The sequence below is a fragment of the Streptomyces sp. 4N124 genome (genome assembly GCF_052245395.1).
In the GTDB taxonomy this organism is placed as follows: domain Bacteria; phylum Actinomycetota; class Actinomycetes; order Streptomycetales; family Streptomycetaceae; genus Streptomyces.
Genome location: NZ_JBQQBS010000037.1, coordinates 1 through 24,379 on the forward strand (window position 1 = coordinate 1; position 24,379 = coordinate 24,379).

The window sequence follows — 24,379 nt, forward strand, 5'->3', positions numbered from 1 at the left end:
GGTCAAGGTCATGCCTGGTGCGCGCCTCACTTGCCGAAGGCGAGCATCAGCTTCTCCTTGCTTTCGTCGTTGCCGCTCAGCCGGGTGCTCGCAAGGTAGAAACGCCCGTCGACCCAGTCGAACACGCTGGAGAAGAAGCCGTTTTCGATGTCCGCGGTGCCCGCCGGGTTCTGCAGCAGCTTCGTCGGCGTGTGGCTGCTGCCGGTCACCGGGATCGACACGACCTGGCCGCCCGCGTCGTACGACGGCTGGACATACGCGATGAGCTTGCCGTCCTCGACCTTGATCGGCAGCATCGGCTCTTCCGCCGGGGACTTGACGCGCCACTTCTCCTTGCCGTTGGCGAGGTTGATCGCGACGATCTCGTTCGCCGTGGTGGTGGCGTCGGTGGGCAGGTAGAGCGTGTCGGCGTCGGCGGCCGAACCGGTGCAGCCCTGCAGATCACGCTGGAGGATGGCCCAGCCGCACTTGGAACCGATGTTGATGTCGACGCTGACCTGCGAGCGGAACTTGCCGCCGGCGCCGAAGGTGGAGATGTTCCACGCCTTCTTGTCCTCGTTGGTGCTGTAGATGACCAATGGGTCGATGGAGTAGACGCGCGCGACCTTCCAGCCCGTCTGGAACTTCCGGGTCCACTTGGCCTTGCCGGTCGCCGGGTCGAGCTCCTGCACCTCGTCGTGCTCATTGGTGCCGGTGGCATCGCAGGACGCCACGGCGATCAGCTTCTCGCCGCCCGCGAACGCGTCAGGGAAGCACTTGTCGCCGTACCTCGTCTTGTCCCAGAGCTTGTCGCCGCTGTCGATGTCGTACGCCGTACCGGACTGCGAGCGGCCCACCATCAGCGTCTTGCCGGTGATGGACAACTCGACGTCGAGCGTGCTGTCGAACAGCGCGCCGTCGCCGACCGTGCCCTTCCAGCCCTGTTCGCCGGTGTTGAGGTCGACCTGCTGGAGCTGGTTGCACTTGGCGCGGTCGCTGCTGCCGTTCATGTACGCCACGACGATCTTGTCGCCGGACGACTTCTGCGGCGTGACCGCGCAGATCTTCTGCGGGAAGGTGATCGGGTCCCAGGTCTCGCCGCCGTCGCCGACGTTGTAGGCGAAGAGCTGCTTGTACGCCGCCTTCACCGCCGCCTTGTCGGTGATCCACAGGCCGGGGGCGTCGGCGCCGCTGCCGGGCGCGTCCGGTGCCTCCTTGTACCAGAGCACCTTCGACTCGCCTGCCTGGCGGCCCTCGTTGAGGTCCTCCGGGTCGGAGCCGCCGTCACCGCCGCCGCCGTCACCGTCACCGGAGCCGGTCGGGGCGTCGGAGCCCTTCGGGTCGTCGCTCTTCTGGGCGACCGGCTTCTTGTCCTTGTCGTCGCCGCCGCTGGTCACCGCGAACACGGTGCCGCCGATGACGACCAGCGCCGCGACCGCGGCACCGATGACGAGTGCGGGCTTTCCCTTGAAGGGGTTGCGCGAGCCGGGGCCGGGCGCGCCCGGATACTGCGGCGGCGGGTAGCCGTAACCCTGGGCGGGCGGCTGGCCGTAGGGGCCGGGCTGCTGCTGGCCGTACGGTCCCGGCTGCTGCGGCGGCTGGGCGTACGGACCGGAGGTGTAGGGCCCCGGCTGCTGGCCGTACGGGCCCGTCTGCCCCGGCTGCTGCGGGTAGCCGTACCCCGGCTGCGGGGTGCCGGGCGGCGGGCCCTGCGGGGTCGGCGGTGCCTGGGGCAGGCCCTGGGGCGGAGGGGGTGTCTGGGGGGCGCCCTGCGGTGGGGGCGGGGGCTGCGGAGCGTCACCCTGCTGCGGGGGCTGCGGTGCTCCGAAGCCGCCCTGGCGTGGGTCCTGTGGTGCTCCGAAGCCACCCTGCGGCGGCTGGTTGGGCGGCTGACTCATGAGCGGTTCCCCCTTCGACCGGTGTGGTGCCACGTTCTGTGCCGTCGCGTCTCGGCCACACCAGCCGTCTCTCAGACTTTTCTCAGACGAGCCTTTCTATCACCCGCCGCCGACAGCGCACCGGCGCCCATCGGCCCCTGTTCCCAAGGGAGGACCGGCCTGTGATGCCCTCGTTATGACCCTTCACGCCCCCTTCACGCACCAGCGCCCCACCCGCGCGAAGGACCCCAAGTACTACGCGTCCTCGGCGAGTTCCAGCCAGCGCAGTTCCAGTTCCTCCCGCTCGCCCGCCAACTGGCGCAGCTCGGCGTCCAGTTCGGCCACCTTCGCGAAGTCCGTGGCGTTGTCGGCGATCCGGTCGTGCAGCTTGGTCTCCTTCTCGGAGATCTTGTCGAGCTGCCGCTCGATCTTCTGGAGTTCCTTCTTGGCGGCGCGCTGGTCGGCGGCGCTCGGCCCGGCGGCCTTCACCGCGACGGGCGCCGCGGCGGCCACCGCCTCCTCCATGCGCCGGCGCCGCTCCAGGTACTCGTCGATGCCGCGCGGCAGCATCCGCAGGGTGGCGTCGCCGAGGAGGGCGAAGACCCGGTCCGTCGTCCGCTCGATGAAGAACCGGTCGTGGGAGATGACGATCATCGAACCGGGCCAGCCGTCGAGGACGTCCTCGAGCTGGGTCAGGGTCTCGATGTCGAGGTCGTTGGTGGGCTCGTCGAGGAAGAGGACGTTGGGCTCGTCCATGAGGAGCCGGAGGATCTGGAGCCTGCGCCGCTCACCACCGGACAGATCACCGACGGGCGTCCACTGCTTCTCCTTGTTGAAGCCGAACGTCTCGCACAGCTGCCCGGCGGTCATCTCGCGCCCCTTGCCGAGATCGACGCGCTCGCGCACCCGCTGCACGGCTTCCAGCACCCGCAGATTCGGGTCGAGTTCGCCGACCTCCTGGGAGAGATAGGCGAGCTTGACGGTCTTCCCCACAGCGATCCGCCCGCCGGCCGGCTGCGCCTCACCCTCGGTCCGTGCCGCCTCGGCCATGGCGCGCAGCAGGGAGGTCTTGCCGGCGCCGTTGACACCCACGAGCCCGACGCGGTCGCCGGGGCCGAGCTGCCACGTCAGATGCTTGAGCAGCACCTTCGGTCCGGCCTGGACGGTCACGTCCTTCAGATCGAAGACCGTCTTGCCGAGCCGCGAGGACGCGAACTTCATCAGCTCGCTGCTGTCCCGGGGCGGCGGTACGTCCGCGATCAGCTCGTTGGCGGCCTCGACGCGGAAGCGGGGCTTCGACGTACGGGCGGGGGCGCCGCGCCGCAGCCAGGCCAGCTCCTTGCGGACCAGGTTCTGCCGCTTGGTCTCCTCGGTGGCGGCGATGCGCTCGCGTTCGGCGCGCGCGAAGACGTAGTCGGAGTAGCCGCCCTCGTACTCGTGGACGTCGCCCTTCTGCACGTCCCACATGCGCGTGCAGACCTGGTCCAGGAACCAGCGGTCGTGGGTGACGACGACGAGCGCCGAGCGCCGCTCGCGGAGGTGGTTCGCGAGCCAGGAGATGCCCTCGACGTCGAGATGGTTGGTCGGCTCGTCGAGGACGATCAGGTCCTGCTCGTCGATGAGCAGCTTGGCGAGCGCGATACGGCGGCGCTCACCGCCGGAGAGGGGGCCGATGACGGTGTCCAGCCCCTGTGGGAACCCGGGCAGGTCAAGCCCCCCGAACAGCCCGGTGAGCACATCCCTGATCTTGGCGTTGCCCGCCCACTCGTGGTCGGCAAGATCCCGGATGACCTCGTGCCGGACGGTGGCGGCCGGGTCGAGCGAGTCGTGCTGGGTCAGCACACCCAGCCGCAGCCCGCCGGAGTGCGTGACCCGTCCGGTGTCGGCCTGCTCCAGCTTGGCCAGCATCCGGATGAGGGTCGTCTTGCCGTCGCCATTACGGCCTACGACGCCGATGCGATCCCCCTCGGAGACGCCGAGGGAGATCCCGTCGAGCAGGGCACGGGTGCCGTACACCTTGCTGACGTTCTCGACATTGACCAGATTGACGGCCATTTCTCTCCTGACACGGGGGTCGATCGACCCTCCAGGGTAGTCCGCGCGGCGGTGCGGGGTCCGTCCGGCGGGGGTTCCCTGCGATTACCGCGACGCGATCCGCCAGGGATCGGGTCGCGTAGTCCAAGAAGGGCGGCTCCGCTCCACCTGTCCTCGGCGAATTCACCGTGGACGTTGCGGGTGCCCCGGCGGACTACGTGGCGCGTCTGCGCTCGGTTGTCTCGGCATGAGGACTCCAGAGGCTGGCAATGGCGGGACGTCACGTCAGCCGGCCCGTCCCGCGTGCGCATCTGGGTCGACTGCTGGCGCCCGGCACGTCGAAGGCCCCTTGGTCCGACCAGGATGCGGACCCCAAGCGGATCTACTCTCCGACCCCGCGGGCGACCTCACCGATCAGGTCGGCCAGTAGCCCCGGGTGGGACAGAAACGGATGGTGGCCGGTCGGCAGGTCGATCACACCGGACGCCCGCCGGGCGAACTCCCGCTGCTTCGCCGGCGGCGTGGCCCGGTCCCCGGTACAGACGACGTACGTCGAGGGGGTGTTGTGCCAGGCGATGCCGCGCGGAGCCTGAGCGAAGGCCGCCTGCGACTGCGGTCCCAACCGCCGGAAGGCGCCCGCCTCGGCCTCTTCGTCGCAGTCGTGCAGGAAGGCGCCCCGCAGGTCGACCGCCGTATTGGGGACGACCGTGCCGTCATCCCGCGGGACGACCCACGGGGCGGGTTCAGATCCGGCCAGGGAGGCGAGGGATTCACCGCGGTCCGGCACGACCGCGGTGATGTAGAGGAGGTGGCTGACGTCGTCCCTGCCCGCGGTGGCGTCGGTGATCACCATCCCGCCGTAGGAGTGCCCGCACAGCAGGGCGGGGTGCCCAGGCTCCTGGTCCAGCACGGACCGCACCGCGTCAGCGTCGGCGTACAGATCCGCCCCGTATGCGGCGCCCGCCCGCGCGCCGCAGCTGGGCAGTTCGACACTGCGGCTCTCCAGCCCCAGGGCGGCGAGTGGCTCCACCATCCGGTTCCACCACGAGTCGGCATCCCGCGCGCACGCGCCATGGACGAATACGACCCGCATCCAGGCCTCCCTCAGCTTCCCGGCCGCCCCGTGACAACCGCACGCCCAGGCCATCATGTCCAGCCCGAAGGTCAACCGCTTTCGGCCCACATGGCACCCGTGCCGGCCTCCCCCTTCCGGCACGGGCTGCGCCCCGTGAGGCAGCTGGCAGTTGGCCCGCATGCCTACGCAGGCCAACTGTCGGGCCGAACGTCAGGAACCCGTGCCCGCGACCGCCGCACGGACCTCGCCGAGGAGGTCGTACATCGTCTGGCCGGGGCAGTCGGTCTGGAGCCAGTCGCGGTGGCCGCTGATCGTGTTGACGTCCTTCGTGACGCCGTTGACCGGGTTGACGAAGGTGACCTGGGCCTGGGGGTCCAGGCCCTTGAGGCGGGTGATCACCTTGATGAGGCGGGTCAGTGAGGCCTTGGCGGCGTCGGTGGGCGGCTGGCCGGTCAGGTTGCCGAGGAGGGCGATGCCGAGGTTGCCGGAGTTGAAGCCGGCGGTGTGGAAGGCGGTGACGAGGTTGCCCTTCGGGTCGAAGGCGGGGATGCCGTCGTCGCCGGAGTAGCGGCCTTCGTAGACGGTGCCGGCCTCGTCGATGAGGAAGTGGTAGCCGATGTCGCCCCAGTCGTTGGTGATCGCGTGGAACTCGTAGATGCCGCGCACGGTCGCCGCCGGGTCGGGGTCGGCATTCGGGGTGTCCGTGTGGTGGACGGTGATCGTCTGCAACGGGTAGTACGTCTCGGGCGAGTTGACCTTGCCGTCCTTGTACCGCTTCGACTCGTCGGCGCCCCACGCGGGCCGCGACAGGTACTGCACCCCACGCACCCGGGTCGGCTCGGTCGGCACCCGGAAGGTCTTGCCGGCCCCGCCCGTCGTGTCGATCGCCAGCGAGCGCACCCCGCTCGCCCCCTGCGGCGCCTTCAGCTCGTACCCGGTGGCGTCCCCCGCCGCCACCAGCGCCGTGCCGCCGTTCTCGACGGTCGCGCAACCGCCGCTCAGCTCCTGCCACTTGCCGTCCGCGAACCGGATCCCGGCACCGGCCTCCGCGCCGGTCCAGCGGACGCCGACGTACGAGATGGCGAAGGGGGCGGTGGTCGCGGCGGTGCCGGTGGCGGCCTCGGTACGGGTGGCCGGGAACTTCTGGGGCTCGGTGCCCGGAGTGCCGGACGAGGTGTCCGACGTACCGGAGTCCGAGTCGCCGGCCGCGAAGACGACCGGGGTCAGAGCGGCTCCCGCGGCTACCGCACCGCCGGCGGCGATCATGCCGCGCCGGGAGAGGGAGCGCTTCCTGCGGTGGTCGGGTGTGGGGGATGCAGACACAGGTGTGCCTCCAGGATCAGTTCACTTGGGGGACACCGCGCCGCGCGCACTCTGCGATGTGACACGGCGAGTGCTTGAAGTTGAAATGACCCTACGCGCCACGCTCGCCCCACCCGCACCAACTCAGGCCAAGGAACGGTGAATTCACTGTGCCCGTCGGACAAATGGGGCGCGTTTGACCCTGGAGAGGTTTCAGAACCCGGGGATGCTTCAGACCACGGTTGCGCCCGGCGCCGGGCCCGACGCCTGCCGTACGGTCCGGCACGTGCCGGACGCGAGCAGCGCCTCCGCGACCTTCGACGCCGACTCCCGGTCCCGGGCGAGGAACGCCGTCGTCGGTCCCGACCCCGAGACCAGCGCCGTCAGCGCACCGGCCGCGCGGCCCGCGGCGAGGGTTTCGGCCAGCTCCGGGAAGAGCGAAAGCGCGGCGGGCTGAAGGTCGTTGGAGACGGCGGCGGCGAGCGCGTCGGGGTCGCCCTTCGCGAGCGCGTCGAGGAGTTCCTGGGAGGCCACGGGCTCGGGGATGTCCAGGCCCTCGCCGAGCCGGTCGAACTCACGGAACACAGCCGGCGTCGACAACCCGCGTTCCGCCATCGCGAACACCCAGTGGAAGGTGCCGCCGACCTCGAGCGCCGTCAGCTTCTCCCCGCGCCCCGTCCCGAGCGCCGCCCCGCCGACCAGACTGAACGGCACGTCGCTGCCCAACTCGGCGCAGATGTCGAGCAGTTCGTCGCGGGAGGCGTTGGTGCCCCACAGCGCGTCACAGGCGAGCAGCGCACCCGCGCCGTCCGCACTCCCGCCCGCCATACCGCCGGCCACGGGGATGTCCTTGACGATGTGGAGATGGACGTTCGGGGTACGGCCGTACCGCGCGGCCAGCGCTTCCGCCGCACGCGCCGCCAAGTTCGTACGGTCCAGGGGGACTTGACCGGCGTCCGGACCCTCGCAGGTGACGCGGAGTTCGTCGGCCGGCGTGACGGTGATCTCGTCGTAGAGGCCGACCGCGAGGAACACATTGGCCAGATCGTGGAACCCGTCGGGCCGGGCGGCGCCCACAGCCAACTGGACATTGACCTTGGCGGGAACGCGAACGGTGACGCTCACTGCTGACCGGGCTCCTTGTTGTCGGCGGCGCTCTTGCCGTGCTCGGCGATACGGACGAACTCCTCGACGGTCAGCGACTCGCCGCGCGCCTGCGGTGAGACACCGGCGGCGACGAGGGCGGCCTCCGCGGCGGCGGCCGACCCGGCCCACCCCGCGAGCGCGGCGCGCAGCGTCTTGCGGCGCTGGGCGAAGGCCGCGTCGACGACGGCGAACACCTCGCGCCTGGTGGCCGTCGTCTTGATCGGCTCGACGCGCCGGGTGAGGGACACGAGCCCGCTGTCGACATTGGGCGCGGGCCAGAAGACGTTGCGCCCGATGGCGCCGGCCCGCTTGACCTCGGCGTACCAGTTGGCCTTCACGGACGGGACGCCGTACACCTTCGAGCCGGGTGGGGCGGCCAGCCGGTCGGCGACCTCCGACTGCACCATCACCAGCGTGCGCTCGATGCTGGGGAAGGTCTCGAGCATGTGCAGCAGCACGGGCACGGCCACGTTGTACGGCAGATTCGCCACCAGCGCGGTCGGCGCGGGACCCGGCAGCTCGGTCACGTGCATGGCGTCGGAGTGCACGAGCGCGAACCGCTCGGCCCGCTCCGGCATCCGCGCGGCGACGGTGGCGGGCAGCGCGCCGGCGAGCACGTCGTCGATCTCGACGGCGATGACCCGGTCGGCGGCCTCCAGCAGCGCGAGGGTGAGGGAGCCGAGCCCCGGGCCCACCTCGACGACCACGTCATCGGGCCGTACCCCGGCGGTACGGACGATCCGGCGGACCGTGTTCGCGTCGATCACGAAGTTCTGGCCGCGCTGCTTGGTCGGACGCACGCCGAGGGCTGCCGCCAGTTCGCGGATGTCGGCGGGGCCCAGGAGGGCGTCGGGGGGGCTATTACTCACGGCTACAAGGGTACGGGGCGCTGGGCGCGGGCATTCGGGGTGTTCTGGGGAGGGTACGCAGGCTGCGGGCCGGTGGGGGCTGGTCGCGCAGTTCCCCGCGCCCCTTACGGGGCGCGACACCGCGGCGACCGGTCACCTGTGCAGGCGCGAACCACAATGCGGCCAAGGACTCGCCCCCCGCCGCACATACAACCTCTTCGCCCGATGCGTCTGTTCCTCCGCCGACGCGTCCTGCGGTCGGCCGCTGCCGCCGAGGCTGTGCCAGGTCTCCGTGTCGACCTGGTAGAGCCCGCCGTACGTCCCCGAAGGATCGACCGCGTTCGGCCGCCCCCCGGACTCGCACGCGGCGAGGCCCTGCCAGTCCAGGTGGTCCGCCCCCTGCACGGACGTGGGCATCGGCTTCGTTCCGACCGCCACGACCCGGTCCCGCGGCTCCCGCACCACCTCGGTCTTCACCCGCCGCGGCTTCTGCTTGACCCCGTTGACGGTCCGGAGCACGTATGTGACTCGCCGGAGCCCCACCTGGCCGGCACGTTCGACGACCTCCGTCCCCTGGAACAGCGAGGGATCGTCCACCCGCCGCACCTGGACCGGGATCGCTTCCTCCCGGACCTCCTTGGTCCGGGTGATCCGCAGGACGGAGACGGTCTGCCCGTCCCGCGGGAAACTCCCCGGCGCCACGGACGTGGTGTCCTGCCCGCGCAGGGTGACCCCGGCCTCCTCGACGACCTCCCCCACGGTCGCCGCGTTCGTACGGACGGTCCGTGCCCGTCCGTCCGCCATGACCGTCACCGAGCGCTCGGTGCGGACATCCAGCGCGAGCCCTTCACGGCCGATGCGCCGGGAGCGGGCGATGGACACGTACGCGCCCTCCGCACGCACCCCCAGCTGCTTGAGCGCCTCTTCCACCGTGCGCGCCGTCGTCCACACCTCGCGCCGCTGACCGTCGAGGGTGAGCCGCACGGGCCGCCCGTAGCGCACGGCGACCTCGTCACCGTTGGCGAGCGCCGCACCGGGCGCGGGCGCCACCTCGTCGTGCACTCCCGTCTCCAGGCCCTGGTCCGCGAGCAGCTCGGTCACGTCGTCGGCGAAGGTGTGGAGCGTGCGCGGCTCCCCGTCGACGGTGAGCTCGATCGCCTTGTCCTTGGCGACGAACGCGGAGGTGCCGCCCGCGAGGAAGGCGACGACCAGCGCCTGTGGCAGCAGACGGCGCATGGAGCCGTCGGCGCGCTCGGCGTACCGCGCCTTGCGCCGACGCGCGGACCGCCGATGCGCCCCGGAGCGCACAACGGGCGCGGGCGCCTCGTCATCCGCTTCCTCATCCGCGTCCTCATCCACCTCCACGGCACTCTCGACCTGCCGCGGCACCACCGGCTCGAGCAGCTCGTAGGCCGGCGCGTAGGTGTCCCCGTACGCCCAGGCGGTCTCCCCCTGCGCCTCGCCGGGCGCCATCCCGACCCCGTACCCCCAGGTCTCGGCGCTGTACGGATCGAACGCGCCGCCCGAGGCGTCGTACGCCCCGTACGACACATACGGCCCGTACGCCGCGTCCACTCCGTACGGCGACTCCCCCGCGTACTGCGAGTCCTGCACGTTCTGCGCGTACTGCGAATTCCGCGCGTACTGCGAGTTGCTCACGCCGAGACGCTCCAGAAGGCCAGAGGGGTCCGGATCGGGCCCAGAACCTAGCGGAGCGCTGATCACTCTCCAAAGTCACGCAACTACACAGAGTGGCAATGAGGCTGTGGTTGCACCTCGGGAGCGTTATCGGACGGTTATGCGTCAGTAGCCGAAGGCAGTAGCCGTGTTCGAGCCGAGGGCCGCGGCCAGCGTGTCCTCGTCGATGCCCCGTATGGCGGCCATGGCACGCACCGTGACCGGAATGAGATACGGCGCGTTGGGCCGTCCGCGGTACGGCACCGGCGTGAGGAAGGGCGCGTCGGTCTCCACGAGGACCAGCTCCAGCGGGGCCACGGCGAGCGCGTCGCGCAGGTTCTGGGCGTTCTTGAAGGTGACGTTCCCGGCGAAGGACATGTAGTAGCCGGCGCGGGCGCAGATCTCCGCCATCTCCGCGTCGCCCGAGTAGCAGTGGAACACCGTCCGCTCGGGCGCGCCCTCCTCCTTCAGCACGCGCAGGACGTCCGCGTGGGCGTCGCGGTCGTGGATGACCAGCGCCTTGCCGTGCCGCTTGGCGATCTCGATGTGGGCACGGAAGGACCGCTCCTGTGCCGCCTTGCCCTCGGGCCCGGTGCGGAAGTAGTCGAGTCCCGTCTCGCCGACGGCCTTCACATGGGGCAGCGCGGCCAGCCGGTCGATCTCGGCGAGCGCGGCGTCGAGCCCCGCGTCCCCGCCGGGCTCGCGCGCTCCCTGCCGGGACCAGCCGTCGGGGTCGCCGTGGACGATGCGCGGGGCCTCGTTGGGGTGCAGGGCGACGGCCGCGTGCACCGCGTCGTGCGCCGCCGCCGTGTCCGCCGCCCACTGCGAGCCGCGTACGTCACAGCCGACCTGCACGACCGTCGTCACGCCGACCGACGCGGCCTTCGCCAGGCCCTCCTCCACCGTGCCGGGCTGCATGTCGAGATGGGTGTGCGAGTCGGCGACGGGCACCCGGAGCGGCTCGGGCAGCGGCGGTGCGGCGTTCTTGTCGGACGCGTTCGAAGGCATGCCCCGATCCTACGAAAGGGGCATGCCTCCTCGGCGGGCCGTCTCAGCGGGCCCTCTCGGCGGGCGCCCGGATCAGCTCGCCTTGCGGTGGAAGACGTTCAGCAGATCGGCGAGGTGCCAGTGGTGGGGTTCCCGGGCGGCGGGCTCCGGCACCTCGACCGGCCCCGTCTGCGCCGGCACCGGACGCCGCCGATGCTCGGCGTCCCGCACGGACGAGACCTGCCCCGCCCGCATGATCCGTACGACATGGTTGTCGCAGTTCTGACACGTGGGCCGGCTCAACGGGGACGGCACGATCCGCCCGTCGGCCACATACATGACGAACTCATGGCCGTCGGCGTCCGTGTGGTGCTCTATCTCGTACGACTGCTCCCAGCCGTGCCCGCAGCGCATGCAGGCGAAGGAATAGGACTCGTTCACTACGGCGGTCGCCCCGTTGCGAAGGCCGGTCTGCCCTGCGATCTCACTCATGCCAGCTCCTGTTGTCCGCTGGAGAGGACGGGTTGCGTCCCGTCTTCCAGTGGACTGCCGGGCCGGAGCGAAAGCACGGGACCTGTCCAGTGTTGGGGCTCATTTGGGCGTTCCTTGCCGAAAGGGCCCGGTCGCTTTACCCGCCGATGGGGCGCTCGCTCAGGGGAGATGCGCCCTGCTCAGAGGGTGTTTACGCCTGTCTTACGCCCCTCACGCCCCCGCGTTCTTCTCACGCCCCCGCGTTCTTCGCCGCCACCACCGCGTCGAAGACCTCCCGCTTCGGCACCCCCGCCTCCACGGCCACCGCGGCGATCGCCTCCTTGCGCCGCTCCCCCGCCTCCTCCCGCACCCGCACCCGCCGCACCAGCTCCTCGGCGTCCAGTTCCCCCGCCCCCGTCTCCGGCGCCCCCTCGACCACGACCGTGATCTCCCCGCGGACGCCGTCCTCCGCCCACGCGGCCAGCTCGCCGAGCCCGCCCCGCCGTACCTCCTCGTACGTCTTGGTCAGTTCGCGGCAGACGGCGGCCCGCCGGTCCGCGCCGAAGACCTCGGCCATCGCGGCGAGCGTCTCGTCGATCCGGTGAGTGGACTCGAAATAGACCAGTGTCCGCCGCTCCTGAGCGACCTCCCGCAGCCGCGACAGCCGCTCCCCCGTCTTCCGCGGCAGGAAGCCCTCGAAGCAGAACCGGTCGACGGGCAGCCCGGACAGCGCGAGGGCGGTCAGCACGGCGGACGGCCCCGGCACCGCGGTCACCTTGATGTCCTGCTCGACGGCCGCGGCCACCAGCCGGTACCCGGGGTCGGACACCGACGGCATCCCCGCGTCCGTGACGAGCAGCACACGCGCGCCGCCGAGCAGTTCCTGGACCAGCTCGGGCGTACGGGCGGCCTCGTTGCCCTCGAAGTACGACACCACGCGCCCCTTGGGCGTCACGCCGAGCGCCTGGGTCAGGCGCCGCAGCCGCCGGGTGTCCTCGGCGGCGACTACATCGGCTCCCGTCAGCTCTTCCGCCAGCCTGGGCGGGGCGTCGGCGATGTCGCCGATGGGGGTACCGGCAAGGACCAGGGTTCCGGGTGCGACTGTCACGTTTCCATCCTCGCAGCACCCATGCACGGGACTCCCACAGAACGTTTCCCTACGATGGCGCGGTGACCAGTACAGCGTCGTCGATGGACTCCACGGACATCCGGCAGGGCCAGGCCCTTCACGACCAGCGGCCGTCGTGGCAGCAGCGGCTGCGCCGTTTCGGCTACACCGCGGGGCCCAGAACCGACATCCGGGACCGGCTGGTGCCGCCGTACACCCGGCCCAGCCCGCGTCTGTGGGCTGCGCTCGGACTGCCGCAGGCGCTGGTCGAGCGGCTGATGCGCTGGTCGGGCTGGGGCGGTCCGCTGCTGGTGACGCTGTTCGCGGGCGTGCTCCGGTTCTGGAACCTGGGCAGCCCGAAGGCGGTGATATTCGACGAGACGTACTACGCCAAGGACGCGTGGGCGCTGGTCCACCGCGGTTTCGAGGTCAACTGGGACAAGAACGTCAACAACCTGATCCTGTCCTCGAACGGCGACGTCCCGATCCCCACGGACGCGTCGTATGTCGTGCACCCGCCGGTCGGCAAGTACGTCATCGGGCTCGGCGAGCTGATGTTCGGCTTCAACCCGTTCGGCTGGCGGTTCATGACGGCGCTGCTCGGCACGCTGTCGGTGCTGATGCTGTGCCGGATCGGCCGCAGGCTGTTCCGCTCGACCTTCCTCGGCTGCCTGGCGGGCGGGCTGATGGCGGTGGACGGGCTGCACTTCGTGATGAGCCGTACCGCGCTGCTCGACGGCGTGCTGATGTTCTTCGTGCTCGCGGCCTTCGGCTGCCTGGTGATCGACCGGGACAAGACGCGCGAGAAACTCGCCGCCGCGCTGCCCGGCGACGCCGACGGCCGGGTCGGCCCCGATGTGCACACGGCGGAGAACACCAGGTTCGGGCTGCGTCCCTGGCGGCTGCTGGCCGGCCTGATGCTGGGCCTGGCCATCGGCACCAAGTGGAACGGCCTCTACATCCTCGCCGCGTTCTGCGTACTGGCCGTGCTGTGGGACGTCGGCTCCCGCAAGGTGGCCGGTGCCCGCCACCCGTACCAGGCGGTGCTCCGGCGGGACCTGGGCTGGACGTTCCTGTCGACGGTGCCGGTCGCCGTGGTCACGTACCTCGGCTCCTGGCTCGGCTGGATCCTTTCGCCGACGGACGGCAGCGGCGGCTACTACCGCAACTGGGCCGCGACCGACGGCAAGAACAGCGACTGGTCCTGGCTGTTCCCGGACTGGTGGCGCAGCCTGTGGCACTACGAGCACCAGGTGTACGAGTTCCATGTCGGCCTGAGCTCTCCGCACACGTACCAGTCCAACCCGTGGAGCTGGCTCGTCGACGGCCGCCCGGTGTCGTACTTCTACGAGTCCCCCGCCCCCGGCAAGGACGGCTGCCCGGTCGACGCGGGCGAGAAGTGCGCGCGTGAGGTGCTGGCGATCGGCACGCCGCTGCTGTGGTGGGTGGCCGCCTTCGCGCTCCTGTATGTGCTGTGGCGCTGGTTCTTCCGCCGCGACTGGCGCGCGGGCGCGATCGCCTGCGGTATCGCGGCCGGGTACCTGCCCTGGTTCATGTACCAGGAGCGCACGATCTTCTTCTTCTACGCCGTCGTCTTCCTGCCGTTCCTCTGCCTCGCCGTCGCCATGATGCTCGGCGCCCTCATCGGTCCACCGGGGTCCAGCGACACCCGCCGCGTGGCGGGCGCGACGGGTGTGGGCGTGCTGGTGCTGCTGATCGCCTGGAACTTCATCTACTTCTGGCCCCTGTTCACCGGGACGGCGATCCCCATCGACGACTGGCGGTCTCGGATGTGGCTCGATACCTGGGTCTAGTTGGGTAACTCCCCTCACAGTTCCCCCTCAGGCCACTTACAGTGCGAGGACTGAACGGGAGGGGAGCGCATCATGCGCAAGGGGGTCAAGACCACCGTCATCGGTGGGGTGTTCGTCGTGATGCTGGGAGGCGCGGGGTACGGCGCCTTCAACCTCGTGTCCGCGCTGAACGGTGACGGCGGGATCGGGGCGAGCGAGCCGGAGCCCGTGAGAACCGGGCCGCCGAGCGGCGACGAGGTCAAGGAGACGACGGGGAAGTTCTTCGCGGCCTGGGAGAAGGGGCAGGCGGCGACGGCCGCGGCCCTCACCAACAACGAGCTGGCGGCCGAGCCGCTGTTCACCGCCTACGGGCAGGACGCGCGCATCACCGGCGTCAGCATCACTCCCGGCGCGGGGACCGGGGCGACCGTGCCGTTCACGGTGAAGGCGACGGTGTCGTACGACGGGAAGTCCAAGCCGCTGACGTACAAGAGCACCCTCACCGTGGTGCGCGGGAAGACCACCGGGAAGGCGCTGGTCGACTGGAAGCCGTCCGTCGTCCACCCCGAACTGCAGCGGGACGACACCCTCGTCACGGGTGAGGCGGCGAGCCCGCCCATCGAGGCCGTGGACCGCGACGGGACCGTGCTGACCGAGGACAAGTTCCCGTCCCTCGGCCCGATCCTCGACGAGCTGCGCGGCAAGTACGGCGAGCAGGCGGGCGGTACGCCGGGCGTCGAGCTGGCGATCCGGCACGCGTCCGCCGAAGCCGCCGACACCTCGCTGCTGACCCTCGCGGAGGGCAAGGCGGGCCGGCTGCCGACGACGCTCAGCGCGAGCGCGCAGGCGGCTGCCGAGAAGGCGGTGAAAAGTTACGACGAGTCGTCCGTGGTCGCGGTCAAGCCCAGCACCGGCGAGGTGCTCGCGGTGGCCAACAACCGCAAGGACGGCTTCAACGCGGCCTTCCTCGGCAAGCAGGCACCCGGCTCGACGATGAAGATCATGAGCGCGGCCACGCTCATCGACAACGGCATCACCGAGATGAACGGCCCGGCTCCCTGCCCGAACGACGCGACCTGGCAGAGCCAGAAGTTCCGCAACATCAAGGGCATGGACCCGAACCTGAACGCGACCCTCTCCGAGAGCTTCGCCCGTTCCTGCAACACGGCGTTCGTGAAGTACGCGGACGCGGTGAAGGTGGACTCCCTGACCAAGGAGGCCGAGGAGCGGTTCGGGCTCGGCAAGGACAACTGGCAGACCGGCATCCCGTCCTTCGACGGCCAGGTCCCGGCCTCCGGTGGCCCGGACACCGCGGCCAACATGATCGGCCAGGGCCAGGTCCAGATGAACCCGCTGAACATGGCGTCGGTCACAGCGACCGCGATCACGGGCGCCTTCCGGCAGCCGGTCATCGTGCCGCAGAAGCTCGACGACCGTGAACTGGCGAGCGCGCGCGGCCTGTCCGCGGACACCGTCGGCCAGCTGCGCGCCATGATGAACCGCACCGCGACCAGCGGCACCGCGGCCGAGGCGATGTCCGGGCTGGCCGGCAGCATCGGCGCGAAGACCGGCTCCGCCGAGGTCGACGGGCAGAAGACGTCCAACAGCTGGTTCACCGGCTACCGCGACGACATCGCGGCGGCGGCCATGACCGAGGAGGGCGGGCGCGGCGGCGACGCGGCCGGGCCGATTGTCGCAGCTGTGCTACGGACCGGCGGCTGAACGGGCGGCGGAACTCACCCGCACAGGACGGGACTCTAGGGTGGTTGCCGTCGTTGATGAGGTGCACGAGGGCAACGGGGACCCTGGGGACTCGCGGAGGATTCGGAAGCTGTGGGAACGAGAAGGCGCGTCGCCGAGCGACGGAGCACGAAGAAACCCGCCGTCATCGGCGGGACGATCGCCGTCGTCATCGCCGGCGCCGGAGTGGGCGTCTACGCGCTGTACGGCGCGGGGGCCGCGGCCGACGACCGTACGTCTCCGACGGCGGCGAGCGCCAAGGAGAAGTCGGTCAAGACCGGCCCCCTGTCGGCGACCGAGGTCACCACGGCGGCCCGCACGTTCCTCACGTCCTGGCAGCAGGGCAAGGTGACCACCGCGGCGGCCGCCACGAACGACGCCACGGCGGCCACCACCCTGCTCACCGGCTACACCAAGGACGCCCACATCAAGGACGTCACCCTCACCGCGGGCACCCGCACCGGCGACAAGGTGCCCTTCACGGTCAAGGCGACGGTGTCGTACAAGGGCACCAGCAAGCCGCTGACGTACGGCAGTTCGCTCACCGTCGTCCGTGACACCAAGGACGGCAAGCCCTACGTCGACTGGCACTCCGCCGTCGTCCACCCGGACCTCGCGGACGGCGACACCCTGGTCACCGGCGCGTCCGGCACCCCGCCGGTCAAGGCGCTGGACCGGGACGGCGGGGAGATCACGACCGCCAAGTACGCGTCGCTGGGCTCGGTGCTGGACGGGCTGCGCGAGAAGTACGGCAAGACGGCGGGCGGCAAGGCGGGCATCGAGCTGCGGGTGATCCGCGGCAAGGAGTCGAAGGCCAAGGAACTCTCCGACGAGACGGTCCTCGAACTCAGCAAGGGCACCCCGGGCACGGTCAAGACGACCCTGGACCCGGCCCTGCAGTCCGCCGCCGAGGCGCAGGTGGCCAAGAAGGCGAACTCGTCGGTCGTGCTCCTGCGCCCGTCGACCGGCGAGATCCTCGCCGCCGCCAACGCCTCGCACGGCTTCAACACGGCGTTCCAGGGCTCCCTCGCCCCCGGCTCCACGATGAAGGTCATCACCTCGTCGCTGCTGATCGAGAAGGGGCTCGCGTCGGAGGACAAGGCGCATCCGTGCCCGAAGTACTTCACGTACGGCGGCTGGAAGTTCCAGAACGACGACAAGTTCCAGATCAAGGGCGGCACCTTCAAGGCGAGCTTCGCCCGCTCCTGCAACACGGCCTTCATCAGCCAGGCCCCGAAGCTGGACGACGACGACCTCACCCAGCAGGCCCAGCAGGTCTTCGGCCTGTCCCTGGACAACTGGGCGATCGGCGTCCCCTCCATGGACGGCTCCGTGCCGGTCCAGTCGGACGCCCAGATGGCGGCCTCGCTGATCGGTCAGGGCGGCGTCCGCATGAACCCGCTCAACATGGCGTCGGTCTCGGCGACGATCAAGACGGGCGTCTTCCGCCAGCCCTACCTGGTCTCCCCGGACGTCGACAACCGCACCCTCGCCACCGCCTCCCGCACCATGTCCGCCTCCACCCTCTCCCAACTGCGCGACCTGATGGCCTACACGGCGGCCTACGGCACGGCGGCGGAGGCAATGTCCGGCGTCACCGGCGACGTGGGCGCGAAAACCGGCTCCGCCGAGGTCGACGGCCAGAAGAAGCCCAACGGCTGGTTCACCGCCTACCGCGACGACCTCGCGGGAGCGGGCGTGGTCCAGTCGGGAGGCCACGGCGGAGAAACGGCGGGCCCGATCGTGGCGGCGCTGCTGAAGATGGGCAGCTGAAGCGCCGGCTCCGCCGCGTGGGCGCGACAAGCCACAACGGACCCGCAGACGAAGCACGCACCTCAATGCGGGACCGGCGCCGCCAAATACGTCCTACGCAGGAACCGCATCAACGCTTTCGTGTCGAACTGCACCACCGAAACACCCTGCGCCGAGTGGAACTCGACAACCGCCTGCACCCGGCCGCAAGGCCACACTCGTACGTCCCCGGTACCGGCAGGTGCCCGCAGCCCCTGCTCCAGCAGCGCCCGCGAGAACGTCCACTCGTGCGACGCCCCCGGCAGGCCGACCCGTACCGAACGCGGGTCGGCCTCGGGGTCGTAACGCAGGACAACCGGGATCGTGTCGCTGTCCTCGATGGGCGCGTCCGTGACGATGTGGGCTCGTGCGTACTGTTCGACTGCAGACATCGGACGGCCCCTTACACTGCGTTACCAAAGTAAAAACTGTGCATCCGCTTCCCCTCTAATGTCCCATATTTTGCGGATTACGCCTGCTGACGTCGCACATCTCACGTAGCCGATGTACGAGCCACTCGCTCTTGCAAGACGTTCGCAACAAGCCACTATCATCGAACGGTGCACGTACCTGACGGATTCATAGACGCCCCCACCTCCGCCGTGACCGGCGTCGTCGCCGCGGCGGCGGTCGCGGTGAGCCTGCGCGGCGCGCGCCGGGAACTCGACGAGCGCACCGCCCCGTTGGCCGGTCTGGTCGCCGCGTTCATCTTCGCCGTGCAGATGCTGAACTTCCCCGTCGCGGCGGGGACCAGCGGCCATCTCCTCGGCGGCGCGCTCGCCGCGATCCTCGTCGGCCCCTACACCGGCGTCCTGTGCGTCTCCGTCGTCCTGCTCATGCAGGGCATCCTCTTCGCCGACGGCGGCCTGACCGCGCTCGGCGTGAACATCACGGACATGGCGATCGTCACGACGGTCGTCGCATACGGCGTCTTCCGCGCCCTGGTGAAGCTCCTGCCGCGCACCCGCCGCTCCGTGACCGCCGCCTCCTTCGTCGCCGCCCTCGTCTCGGTCCCGGCCGCGGCTGCCGCCTTCACGTTCCTGTACTGGATCGGCGGCACCACCGACGTCTCCCTCGGCAAGGTCGCCACCGCCATGGTCGGCGTGCACGTCCTCATCGGCATCGGCGAGGCCGCGATCACCTCGCTGACGGTGGGCGCCGTGATCGCCGTACGCCCGGACCTCGTGTACGGCGCGCGCGACCTGCGCCAGCGCCTGAAGCTGCGGGTGAACGGCGAACTCGTCGACGCGCCCGCCCCCGAGATCGCCGTGGCCGCCCGCACCTCCCACCGCAAGGTGTGGATCGGCGGTCTGGTCACCTCCCTCGTGCTGGCCGGTTTCGTCAGCTTCTACGCGTCCGCCGACCCGGACGGCCTGGAGAAGGTCGCCGCCGACAAGGGCATGGACCAGAAGGTCGAGGAGCACGACACCGCGGACTCGCCGCTCGCCGACTACGGCGTCAAGGACATCGCGAACGCCCGCCTGTCCGGGGGGCTGGCGGGCGTGATCGGCGTGGGCGCGACGGTGGTCGCCGGCACCGGCGTCTTCTGGGCGGTGCGCAGGCGTCGTACGAGCGACGACTCCTCTCCCGTCAGCACGAGCGTCTGACATGGGAGCGGGCCACGCGCACCGGCTCTACCGGCACGGGCACTCGCCCGTGCACGCCCTGCCGCCGCACACCAAGCTCGCGGCGGTGTTCGCCTTCGTGGTCGTCGTCGTGTCGACGCCGCGGGAGGCGATGTGGGCGTTCGGGGGGTACGCCGTGCTGCTCACGACGGTCGCGGGCGTCGCGCGGGTGCCCGCCGGGTTTCTGCTGAAGCGGCTGCTGATCGAGGTGCCGTTCGTCGCGTTCGCGGTGCTGCTGCCGTTCGTGGCGGAGGGCGAGCGGGTCGACGTGCTCGGCCTCTCGCTGAGCGTCAACGGGCTATGGGGCGCGTGGAACGTGCTCGCCAAGGGAACCCTGGGCGTCGCCGCCTCCGTACTGCTCGCCTCCACCACCGAACTGCGCGAACTGCTGCTGGGATTGCAGCGGCTCAAGCTGCCGCCACTGCTCGTACAGATCGCGTCCTTCATGATCCGGTACGGCGATGTCATCGCGGACGAGATGCGGCGGATGCGGATCGCCCGGGAGTCGCGGGGCTTCGAGGCGCGCGGGGTCAGGCACTGGGGTGTGCTGGCCAAGAGCGCGGGCGCGCTGTTCATCCGCTCCTACGAACGCGGTGAGCGGGTGCATCTGGCCATGGTGAGCCGCGGGTACGCCGGTTCGATGCCGGTGATCGACGAGGTGACCGCGGACCGGGCGCAGTGGTCGTACGCTCTCGCCCTCCCCGCCGCCGCCCTTGTCGTCTGCGTGTTGGGATGGACCCTGTGAGTACTGCTTCCCTGGAGGTCTCCGGCCTCGCCTTCGCCTACCCCGACGGCCACCAGGCCCTGTTCGGCGTCGACTTCTCCATCGCGCGCGGCGAGCGGGTCGCGCTGCTCGGGCCGAACGGCGCCGGCAAGACGACGCTCGTCCTGCACCTCAACGGCATCCTGACCGGCGGTACCGGCACCGTGCACGTCGCCGGGCTGCCCGTCGGCAAGCGGCACATGGCCGAGATCCGGCGGCGGGTCGGCATCGTCTTCCAGGATCCGGACGACCAGCTCTTCATGCCGACCGTGCGGGAGGACGTGGCGTTCGGGCCCGCGGCGGCCGGGCTGAAGGGGGCCGAGCTGGAGGCGCGCGTCGACCACGCGCTGGAGCTGGTCGGCATGGCGGAGTTCAAGGAACGGCCGCCGCACCACCTCTCCTTCGGCCAGCGTCGCCGGGTGGCCGTCGCGACGGTGCTCGCGATGGAGCCGGAGATCCTCGTCCTGGACGAGCCCTCCTCCAACCTCGACCCGGCATCCCGCCGCGAACTGGCCGACATCCTGCGGTCGTTGGACGTGACCGTGCTCATGGTCACGCACGACCTGCCGTACGCCCTGGAGCTGTGCGCCCGGTCGCTGATCCTGAGTGAGGGCGTGATCGCCGCCGACGGCAAGACGGGCGAGCTGCTCGCCGACGAGGAGCTGATGCGGGCGCACCGGCTGGAGCTGCCGTTCGGCTTCGACCCGCGCACTGTGACCGCGGCGAACCGTCCATGATGCGCTTCCGTGACGGCCGTCCGCGGTCGTCCGTGACAATGGACGCGTGACGAACCAAGAGGACGCCGGATCGCTGCTGCTGGACGAGCAGCTGTGCTTCGCGCTGTACGCCGCCCAGCGCGCGGTGACGGCCATGTACCGTCCGCTCCTCGACGAGCTGGGGCTCACCTATCCGCAGTACCTGGTGCTGCTGGTGCTGTGGGAGCGCGGCGAGGCCACGGTGAAGGAGCTGGCGGCGGCGCTGCGGCTCGACTACGGCACGCTGTCGCCGCTGCTCAAGCGGCTGGAGAGCGCGGGTGTGGTGCGCCGGGAGCGCGCGGCACACGACGAGCGCTCCGTGGTCATCGCGTGCACGGGGCGTGGAGAGGAACTCAGGGAACGCGCGGCGCGCATACCCGGGGCGCTCCTCACGGCCACCCAGCTCGGCGGCGCGGATGTCACCCGGCTCCGCGAGGAGTTGTGGCAGCTCGCACAACGGGCGCAGGCCGCGGCCGAGCGCTCCCGCTGAGCTTCGGTTACCGCCGGTTTCCTCCCCCTCCCGCCCACAGCCGCCATTACCGGCGAGTACCTTGTGCACGATGCACTTGCACACACCTGTGTTGCCTGCTGCCCCGTCCCATCAGGGGGAGGTCCTGCCATGATCGACGGCGCCGAAGCCGACATCCGTCCAGACAGCCGTACCGACACACGCCCCACGAAGATCGTGTACGTCGCCGAGGCCACCGCCCACGGCGGCCGGGACGGCTATGTCACCAGCCAGGACGGCCAGATCGAGCTGAAGGTCGCGATGCCGCCCGAGCTGGGCGGCGACGGCAACGGCACCAACCCGGAGCAACTGTTCGCGGCGGGCTACAGCTCCTGCTTCCACAACGCGCTGGTCCTGGTCGGCCGCCGCGAGGGCTACGACCTGACCGGCTCGACCGTCGCCGCGAAGGTCGGCCTCGGCCCCAACAGACAGCGCGGCTACGGTCTCGCGGTCGCCCTCAGCGTCTCGCTCCCGGTCCTCGACACGGACATCGCGGCGAAGCTGGTGGACGCGGCCCATGAGGTGTGCCCGTACTCCAACGCGACCCGCGGGAACATCGACGTGACGATCCTGCTTGGCTGAGGTGAGGGGGAGACCCCGGAGCGAGACGAACCCGGCGAGACGAGGAGTACGCACGTGGACGTGAACGGCACTGTCGCCGAAGGCTTCGAGCCGGTCAGGGACGCGTTCGCAGCGAACTTCGAGACGCTCGGCGACCGGGGTGCGGCGGTCGCCGTATACCGGGACGGGCGCAGGGTCGTCGACCTGTGGGCCGGTACCAGGGACATCGACGGCACCGAGCCCTGGCTGCGCGGCACCGCGCAGATCGTGCGCTCGGCGACCAAGGGCGTCGCCGCCGCCGTACCACTGCTGCTGCACCAGCGGGGACTGCTCGACCTTGACGCGCCGGTGGGCGAGTACTGGCCGGAGTTCAAGGCGCGCGGCAAGGAGCGGGTACGGGTCAGGCACGTCCTGAACCACCGGGCCGGCCTGCCGGTCCTCGACCGTCCGCTCACACCCGAGGAGGCCCTGGACCCGGCACGGGGCGCCGAGGCGGTCGCCGCACAGGCCCCGGTCTGGGAGCCCGGCACCGACCACGGCTACCACGCGCTGACCTACGGCTGGATGCTCGACGGACTCGTCCGGCGCGTGACGGGCCTGTGGGCCGGCGAATGGATCGCCGCGGAGATCGCCGGACCGCTGGGCGCGGACCTGTGGCTGGGCCTGCCGGAAGCCGAGGAAGCCGCCGGCCGGACGGGCCGGGTGGGCCGTATCGAGACCCCCGAACCCGCCACCGGGGCGGGCCTGCGCGTCCGCCCGAGGCGTGCGGTGACCGAGGCGTACGACGACCCGGCCTCCCTCACCCGCCGCGCCTTCGCCGCGATCACCCCCTTCCCCGACCAGAACGCCCCGGCGTACCGCGCGGCGGCCCTGCCCTCGACCAACGGCATCGCGACCGCCGACGGACTGGCTCGCTTCTACGCGGCGCTGATCGGCGAGGTCGACGGCGCCGCACGGCTGTTCACGCCTCAGACGCTCGCGTCGGCCCGCGCCGAGGAGTCGGCGGGCCCCGACCGCGTCCTGGTGGTCAGCACCCGCTTCGGCCTCGGCTACATGCTGCACGGCAGCGCGTCCCCGCTCCTCGGCCCCGGTTCCTTCGGCCACCCGGGCCGCGGCGGCTCCCTGGGCTTCGCCGACCCGGAGACCGGCATCGCCCTCGGCTATGTGACGAACGGCTTCCGCAAGACCGTGACGGCGGACCCGCGGGCGCAGGCGCTGGTACGGGCGGTGCGGCGGGCGACGGCTGCATAGCCTTCAGCGGGAAGACAGCGAGGTCGCGCGGAACTGCCAGATCTGGGCCGGGTCCTGAGGGCGCAGGGCGGTCAGGTCGATGTGCGGCGGGTGGATCCGCAGCGGGCTGCCGTCGAGGGCGAGCCCGGTGCCGGGAGCCCTGAGGTGATGGCCGTTCGTGGCCGTGACGAGGGACCACTCGACGGGGACGGCGTGTCCCACGACCCGCTTGCGGAGCCCCCGGGTGCGCGCATAGCCGAGGTAGGTGCCTTCTTTGACGTTACGGATGGTCCTGTTGCCGTTGGCCAAGGGCTGGACCTCCCACACCTGGCCACCGCCCGCGCCCTCCGGCAGCAGCACGACAGCCCCCTCCGCTTCATTGAGCGTGAGGAACTGCCAGTGAAAGCGGGAGATCGTGTAGAGCCCGCTGCGCAGCGGCGCGGCGGCGCGGGCGGGACTCGCGGCCGGGAAGAGGGCGGCCAGCCCCGCGGCCGCCACGGCGCCGAGCGCGCCGCGCCGGCTGATGGATCGCTCTGTCATGCCGCGATCGTGACGCCCCGCCGCCTCCGCGATCCGCCCGGACCCGCTCGGGCGGGCCGATTTCCCTCAGCCGTGTGAGCCCGCCCGGACCGGTGTACCTCCCTGACCAGACGTGAATCGGATGCCCGATCAGACGTGAATCGGATGCGAAGTACGCCCGGACGCCGAGTCGATCTCGGTGTGCGCCTTGGTCAGCATCTGCATGGCGAGTTCGTTCAGTGCGCGGGCCGCGGCGATCTCCTCGCCGACCCGTGGCTGATTCGGGTCCGTGTGGTGGCGCGTGGCGTGCCCATGCGCCCGTACTTCGCTGCCGTCGGGCAAGCGCACCAGCGCGGCCGCCCGGGTGTGAGTCTCGTCCTCCTGGAACTCGAGCTCGACATGCCATCCCACTGTGGTGTGCATCATGACGATCACCTCCGGAACACTTGCTTCCAGGGTGCTCCTTCCGGCCTACGGCCGCATCCATGAGGCGTGTCCGAAGTCACGCGGACACGCCGCGAGTGACGGATGTCGCACGCCGGACCGTATGACGCCGCCGACAAAACCGCCGCAGTTAACGTCAACGGGGC

Annotated in this window: 22 protein-coding genes; 9 read left to right on the top strand and 13 right to left on the bottom strand. The window is 70.8% G+C overall.

The genetic code is table 11. The annotated features are described in order from the left end of the window. Positions 1–26: 26 nt before the first annotated feature. From ACTWQO_RS30870 to rsmI, 10 genes are all read right to left on the bottom strand, one after another. Positions 27–1,877: an outer membrane protein assembly factor BamB family protein gene (locus ACTWQO_RS30870; protein ID WP_443240658.1), complete on the bottom strand. Its 1,851-nt coding sequence runs from the start codon at positions 1,875–1,877 to the stop codon at positions 27–29. Positions 1,878–2,111: 234 nt separating this feature from the next. Continuing rightward, positions 2,112–3,911, bottom strand: a complete 1,800-nt coding sequence (locus ACTWQO_RS30875; RefSeq protein ID WP_443240659.1) for an ABC-F family ATP-binding cassette domain-containing protein — start codon at positions 3,909–3,911, stop codon at positions 2,112–2,114. A gap of 361 nt (positions 3,912–4,272) precedes the next feature. Further along, a complete protein-coding gene (locus tag ACTWQO_RS30880) occupies positions 4,273–4,983 on the bottom strand; it encodes an alpha/beta hydrolase (RefSeq protein WP_443240660.1) in 711 nt (236 codons plus the stop codon). A 192-nt stretch (positions 4,984–5,175) separates the two neighbouring features. Continuing rightward, a complete protein-coding gene (locus ACTWQO_RS30885) occupies positions 5,176–6,288 on the bottom strand; it encodes a peptidoglycan recognition protein family protein (RefSeq protein ID WP_443240661.1) in 1,113 nt (370 codons plus the stop codon). 210 nt (positions 6,289–6,498) lie between these two features. Beyond that, positions 6,499–7,392, bottom strand: a complete 894-nt coding sequence (locus tag ACTWQO_RS30890; RefSeq protein ID WP_443240662.1) for a 4-(cytidine 5'-diphospho)-2-C-methyl-D-erythritol kinase — start codon at positions 7,390–7,392, stop codon at positions 6,499–6,501. Next, positions 7,389–8,282, bottom strand: coding sequence for a 16S rRNA (adenine(1518)-N(6)/adenine(1519)-N(6))-dimethyltransferase RsmA (gene rsmA / locus ACTWQO_RS30895; protein ID WP_443240663.1), 894 nt, complete (start codon positions 8,280–8,282; stop codon positions 7,389–7,391). The genes ACTWQO_RS30890 and rsmA overlap by 4 nt, the downstream gene beginning before the upstream one ends. Before the next feature lie 132 nt (positions 8,283–8,414). Continuing rightward, positions 8,415–9,734, bottom strand: coding sequence for a ubiquitin-like domain-containing protein (locus ACTWQO_RS30900; protein ID WP_443240741.1), 1,320 nt, complete (start codon positions 9,732–9,734; stop codon positions 8,415–8,417). Between the two features lie 330 nt (positions 9,735–10,064). Further along, positions 10,065–10,946, bottom strand: a complete 882-nt coding sequence (locus tag ACTWQO_RS30905; RefSeq protein ID WP_443240664.1) for a TatD family hydrolase — start codon at positions 10,944–10,946, stop codon at positions 10,065–10,067. A 72-nt stretch (positions 10,947–11,018) separates the two neighbouring features. Further along, a complete protein-coding gene (locus ACTWQO_RS30910) occupies positions 11,019–11,417 on the bottom strand; it encodes a hypothetical protein (RefSeq protein WP_443240665.1) in 399 nt (132 codons plus the stop codon). Between the two features lie 229 nt (positions 11,418–11,646). Continuing rightward, positions 11,647–12,504 carry a 16S rRNA (cytidine(1402)-2'-O)-methyltransferase gene (rsmI, locus tag ACTWQO_RS30915; protein WP_443240666.1) on the bottom strand — a complete coding sequence of 286 codons (858 nt, stop codon included), beginning with the start codon at positions 12,502–12,504 and terminating at the stop codon, positions 11,647–11,649. A gap of 62 nt (positions 12,505–12,566) precedes the next feature. Here rsmI and ACTWQO_RS30920 point away from each other — a divergent pair, with 62 nt between their 5' ends. The 3 genes from ACTWQO_RS30920 to ACTWQO_RS30930 all read left to right on the top strand — a co-directional run bounded on the left by ACTWQO_RS30920 (position 12,567) and on the right by ACTWQO_RS30930 (position 17,810). After that, entirely contained in the window at positions 12,567–14,318 is a 1,752-nt protein-coding gene (locus tag ACTWQO_RS30920) for a dolichyl-phosphate-mannose--protein mannosyltransferase (RefSeq protein ID WP_443240667.1), read from the top strand. A 72-nt stretch (positions 14,319–14,390) separates the two neighbouring features. Next, positions 14,391–16,019 carry a penicillin-binding transpeptidase domain-containing protein gene (locus ACTWQO_RS30925; RefSeq protein WP_443240668.1) on the top strand — a complete coding sequence of 543 codons (1,629 nt, stop codon included), beginning with the start codon at positions 14,391–14,393 and terminating at the stop codon, positions 16,017–16,019. A 111-nt stretch (positions 16,020–16,130) separates the two neighbouring features. Next, the gene (locus ACTWQO_RS30930) at positions 16,131–17,810 is read left to right on the top strand and encodes a penicillin-binding transpeptidase domain-containing protein (protein ID WP_443240669.1); all 1,680 of its coding nucleotides are present in this window, start codon (positions 16,131–16,133) and stop codon (positions 17,808–17,810) included. Positions 17,811–17,872: 62 nt separating this feature from the next. Here ACTWQO_RS30930 and ACTWQO_RS30935 read toward each other — a convergent pair whose 3' ends face one another. Then, positions 17,873–18,220 (bottom strand): SsgA family sporulation/cell division regulator, encoded by a 348-nt coding sequence (locus ACTWQO_RS30935; protein ID WP_443240670.1) that lies wholly within the window; start codon positions 18,218–18,220, stop codon positions 17,873–17,875. A 168-nt stretch (positions 18,221–18,388) separates the two neighbouring features. Between ACTWQO_RS30935 and ACTWQO_RS30940 the strand changes: the two genes are divergently transcribed. The 6 genes from ACTWQO_RS30940 (at position 18,389) to ACTWQO_RS30965 (ending at position 23,291) form a co-directional block, all read left to right on the top strand. Next, positions 18,389–19,435 (top strand): energy-coupling factor ABC transporter permease, encoded by a 1,047-nt coding sequence (locus ACTWQO_RS30940; protein ID WP_443240671.1) that lies wholly within the window; start codon positions 18,389–18,391, stop codon positions 19,433–19,435. Position 19,436: 1 nt separating this feature from the next. After that, entirely contained in the window at positions 19,437–20,198 is a 762-nt protein-coding gene (cbiQ, locus tag ACTWQO_RS30945; RefSeq protein ID WP_443240672.1) for a cobalt ECF transporter T component CbiQ, read from the top strand. After that, on the top strand, positions 20,186–20,953 hold the full coding sequence (locus ACTWQO_RS30950; protein ID WP_443240673.1) for an energy-coupling factor ABC transporter ATP-binding protein: 768 nt from the start codon (positions 20,186–20,188) through the stop codon (positions 20,951–20,953). The genes cbiQ and ACTWQO_RS30950 overlap by 13 nt, the downstream gene beginning before the upstream one ends. Before the next feature lie 46 nt (positions 20,954–20,999). After that, on the top strand, positions 21,000–21,461 hold the full coding sequence (locus tag ACTWQO_RS30955; RefSeq protein WP_443240674.1) for a MarR family winged helix-turn-helix transcriptional regulator: 462 nt from the start codon (positions 21,000–21,002) through the stop codon (positions 21,459–21,461). A 129-nt stretch (positions 21,462–21,590) separates the two neighbouring features. Further along, a complete protein-coding gene (locus ACTWQO_RS30960) occupies positions 21,591–22,061 on the top strand; it encodes an organic hydroperoxide resistance protein (RefSeq protein WP_443240675.1) in 471 nt (156 codons plus the stop codon). 54 nt (positions 22,062–22,115) lie between these two features. Beyond that, positions 22,116–23,291 (top strand): serine hydrolase domain-containing protein, encoded by a 1,176-nt coding sequence (locus tag ACTWQO_RS30965; RefSeq protein WP_443240676.1) that lies wholly within the window; start codon positions 22,116–22,118, stop codon positions 23,289–23,291. A gap of 3 nt (positions 23,292–23,294) precedes the next feature. Here ACTWQO_RS30965 and ACTWQO_RS30970 read toward each other — a convergent pair whose 3' ends face one another. Together ACTWQO_RS30970 and ACTWQO_RS30975 are read right to left on the bottom strand one after the other, a co-directional pair. Continuing rightward, on the bottom strand, positions 23,295–23,810 hold the full coding sequence (locus ACTWQO_RS30970; RefSeq protein ID WP_443240677.1) for a hypothetical protein: 516 nt from the start codon (positions 23,808–23,810) through the stop codon (positions 23,295–23,297). A 129-nt stretch (positions 23,811–23,939) separates the two neighbouring features. After that, positions 23,940–24,215 (bottom strand): DUF1876 domain-containing protein, encoded by a 276-nt coding sequence (locus tag ACTWQO_RS30975; protein ID WP_443240678.1) that lies wholly within the window; start codon positions 24,213–24,215, stop codon positions 23,940–23,942. Between the last annotated feature and the right edge of the window lie 164 nt (positions 24,216–24,379).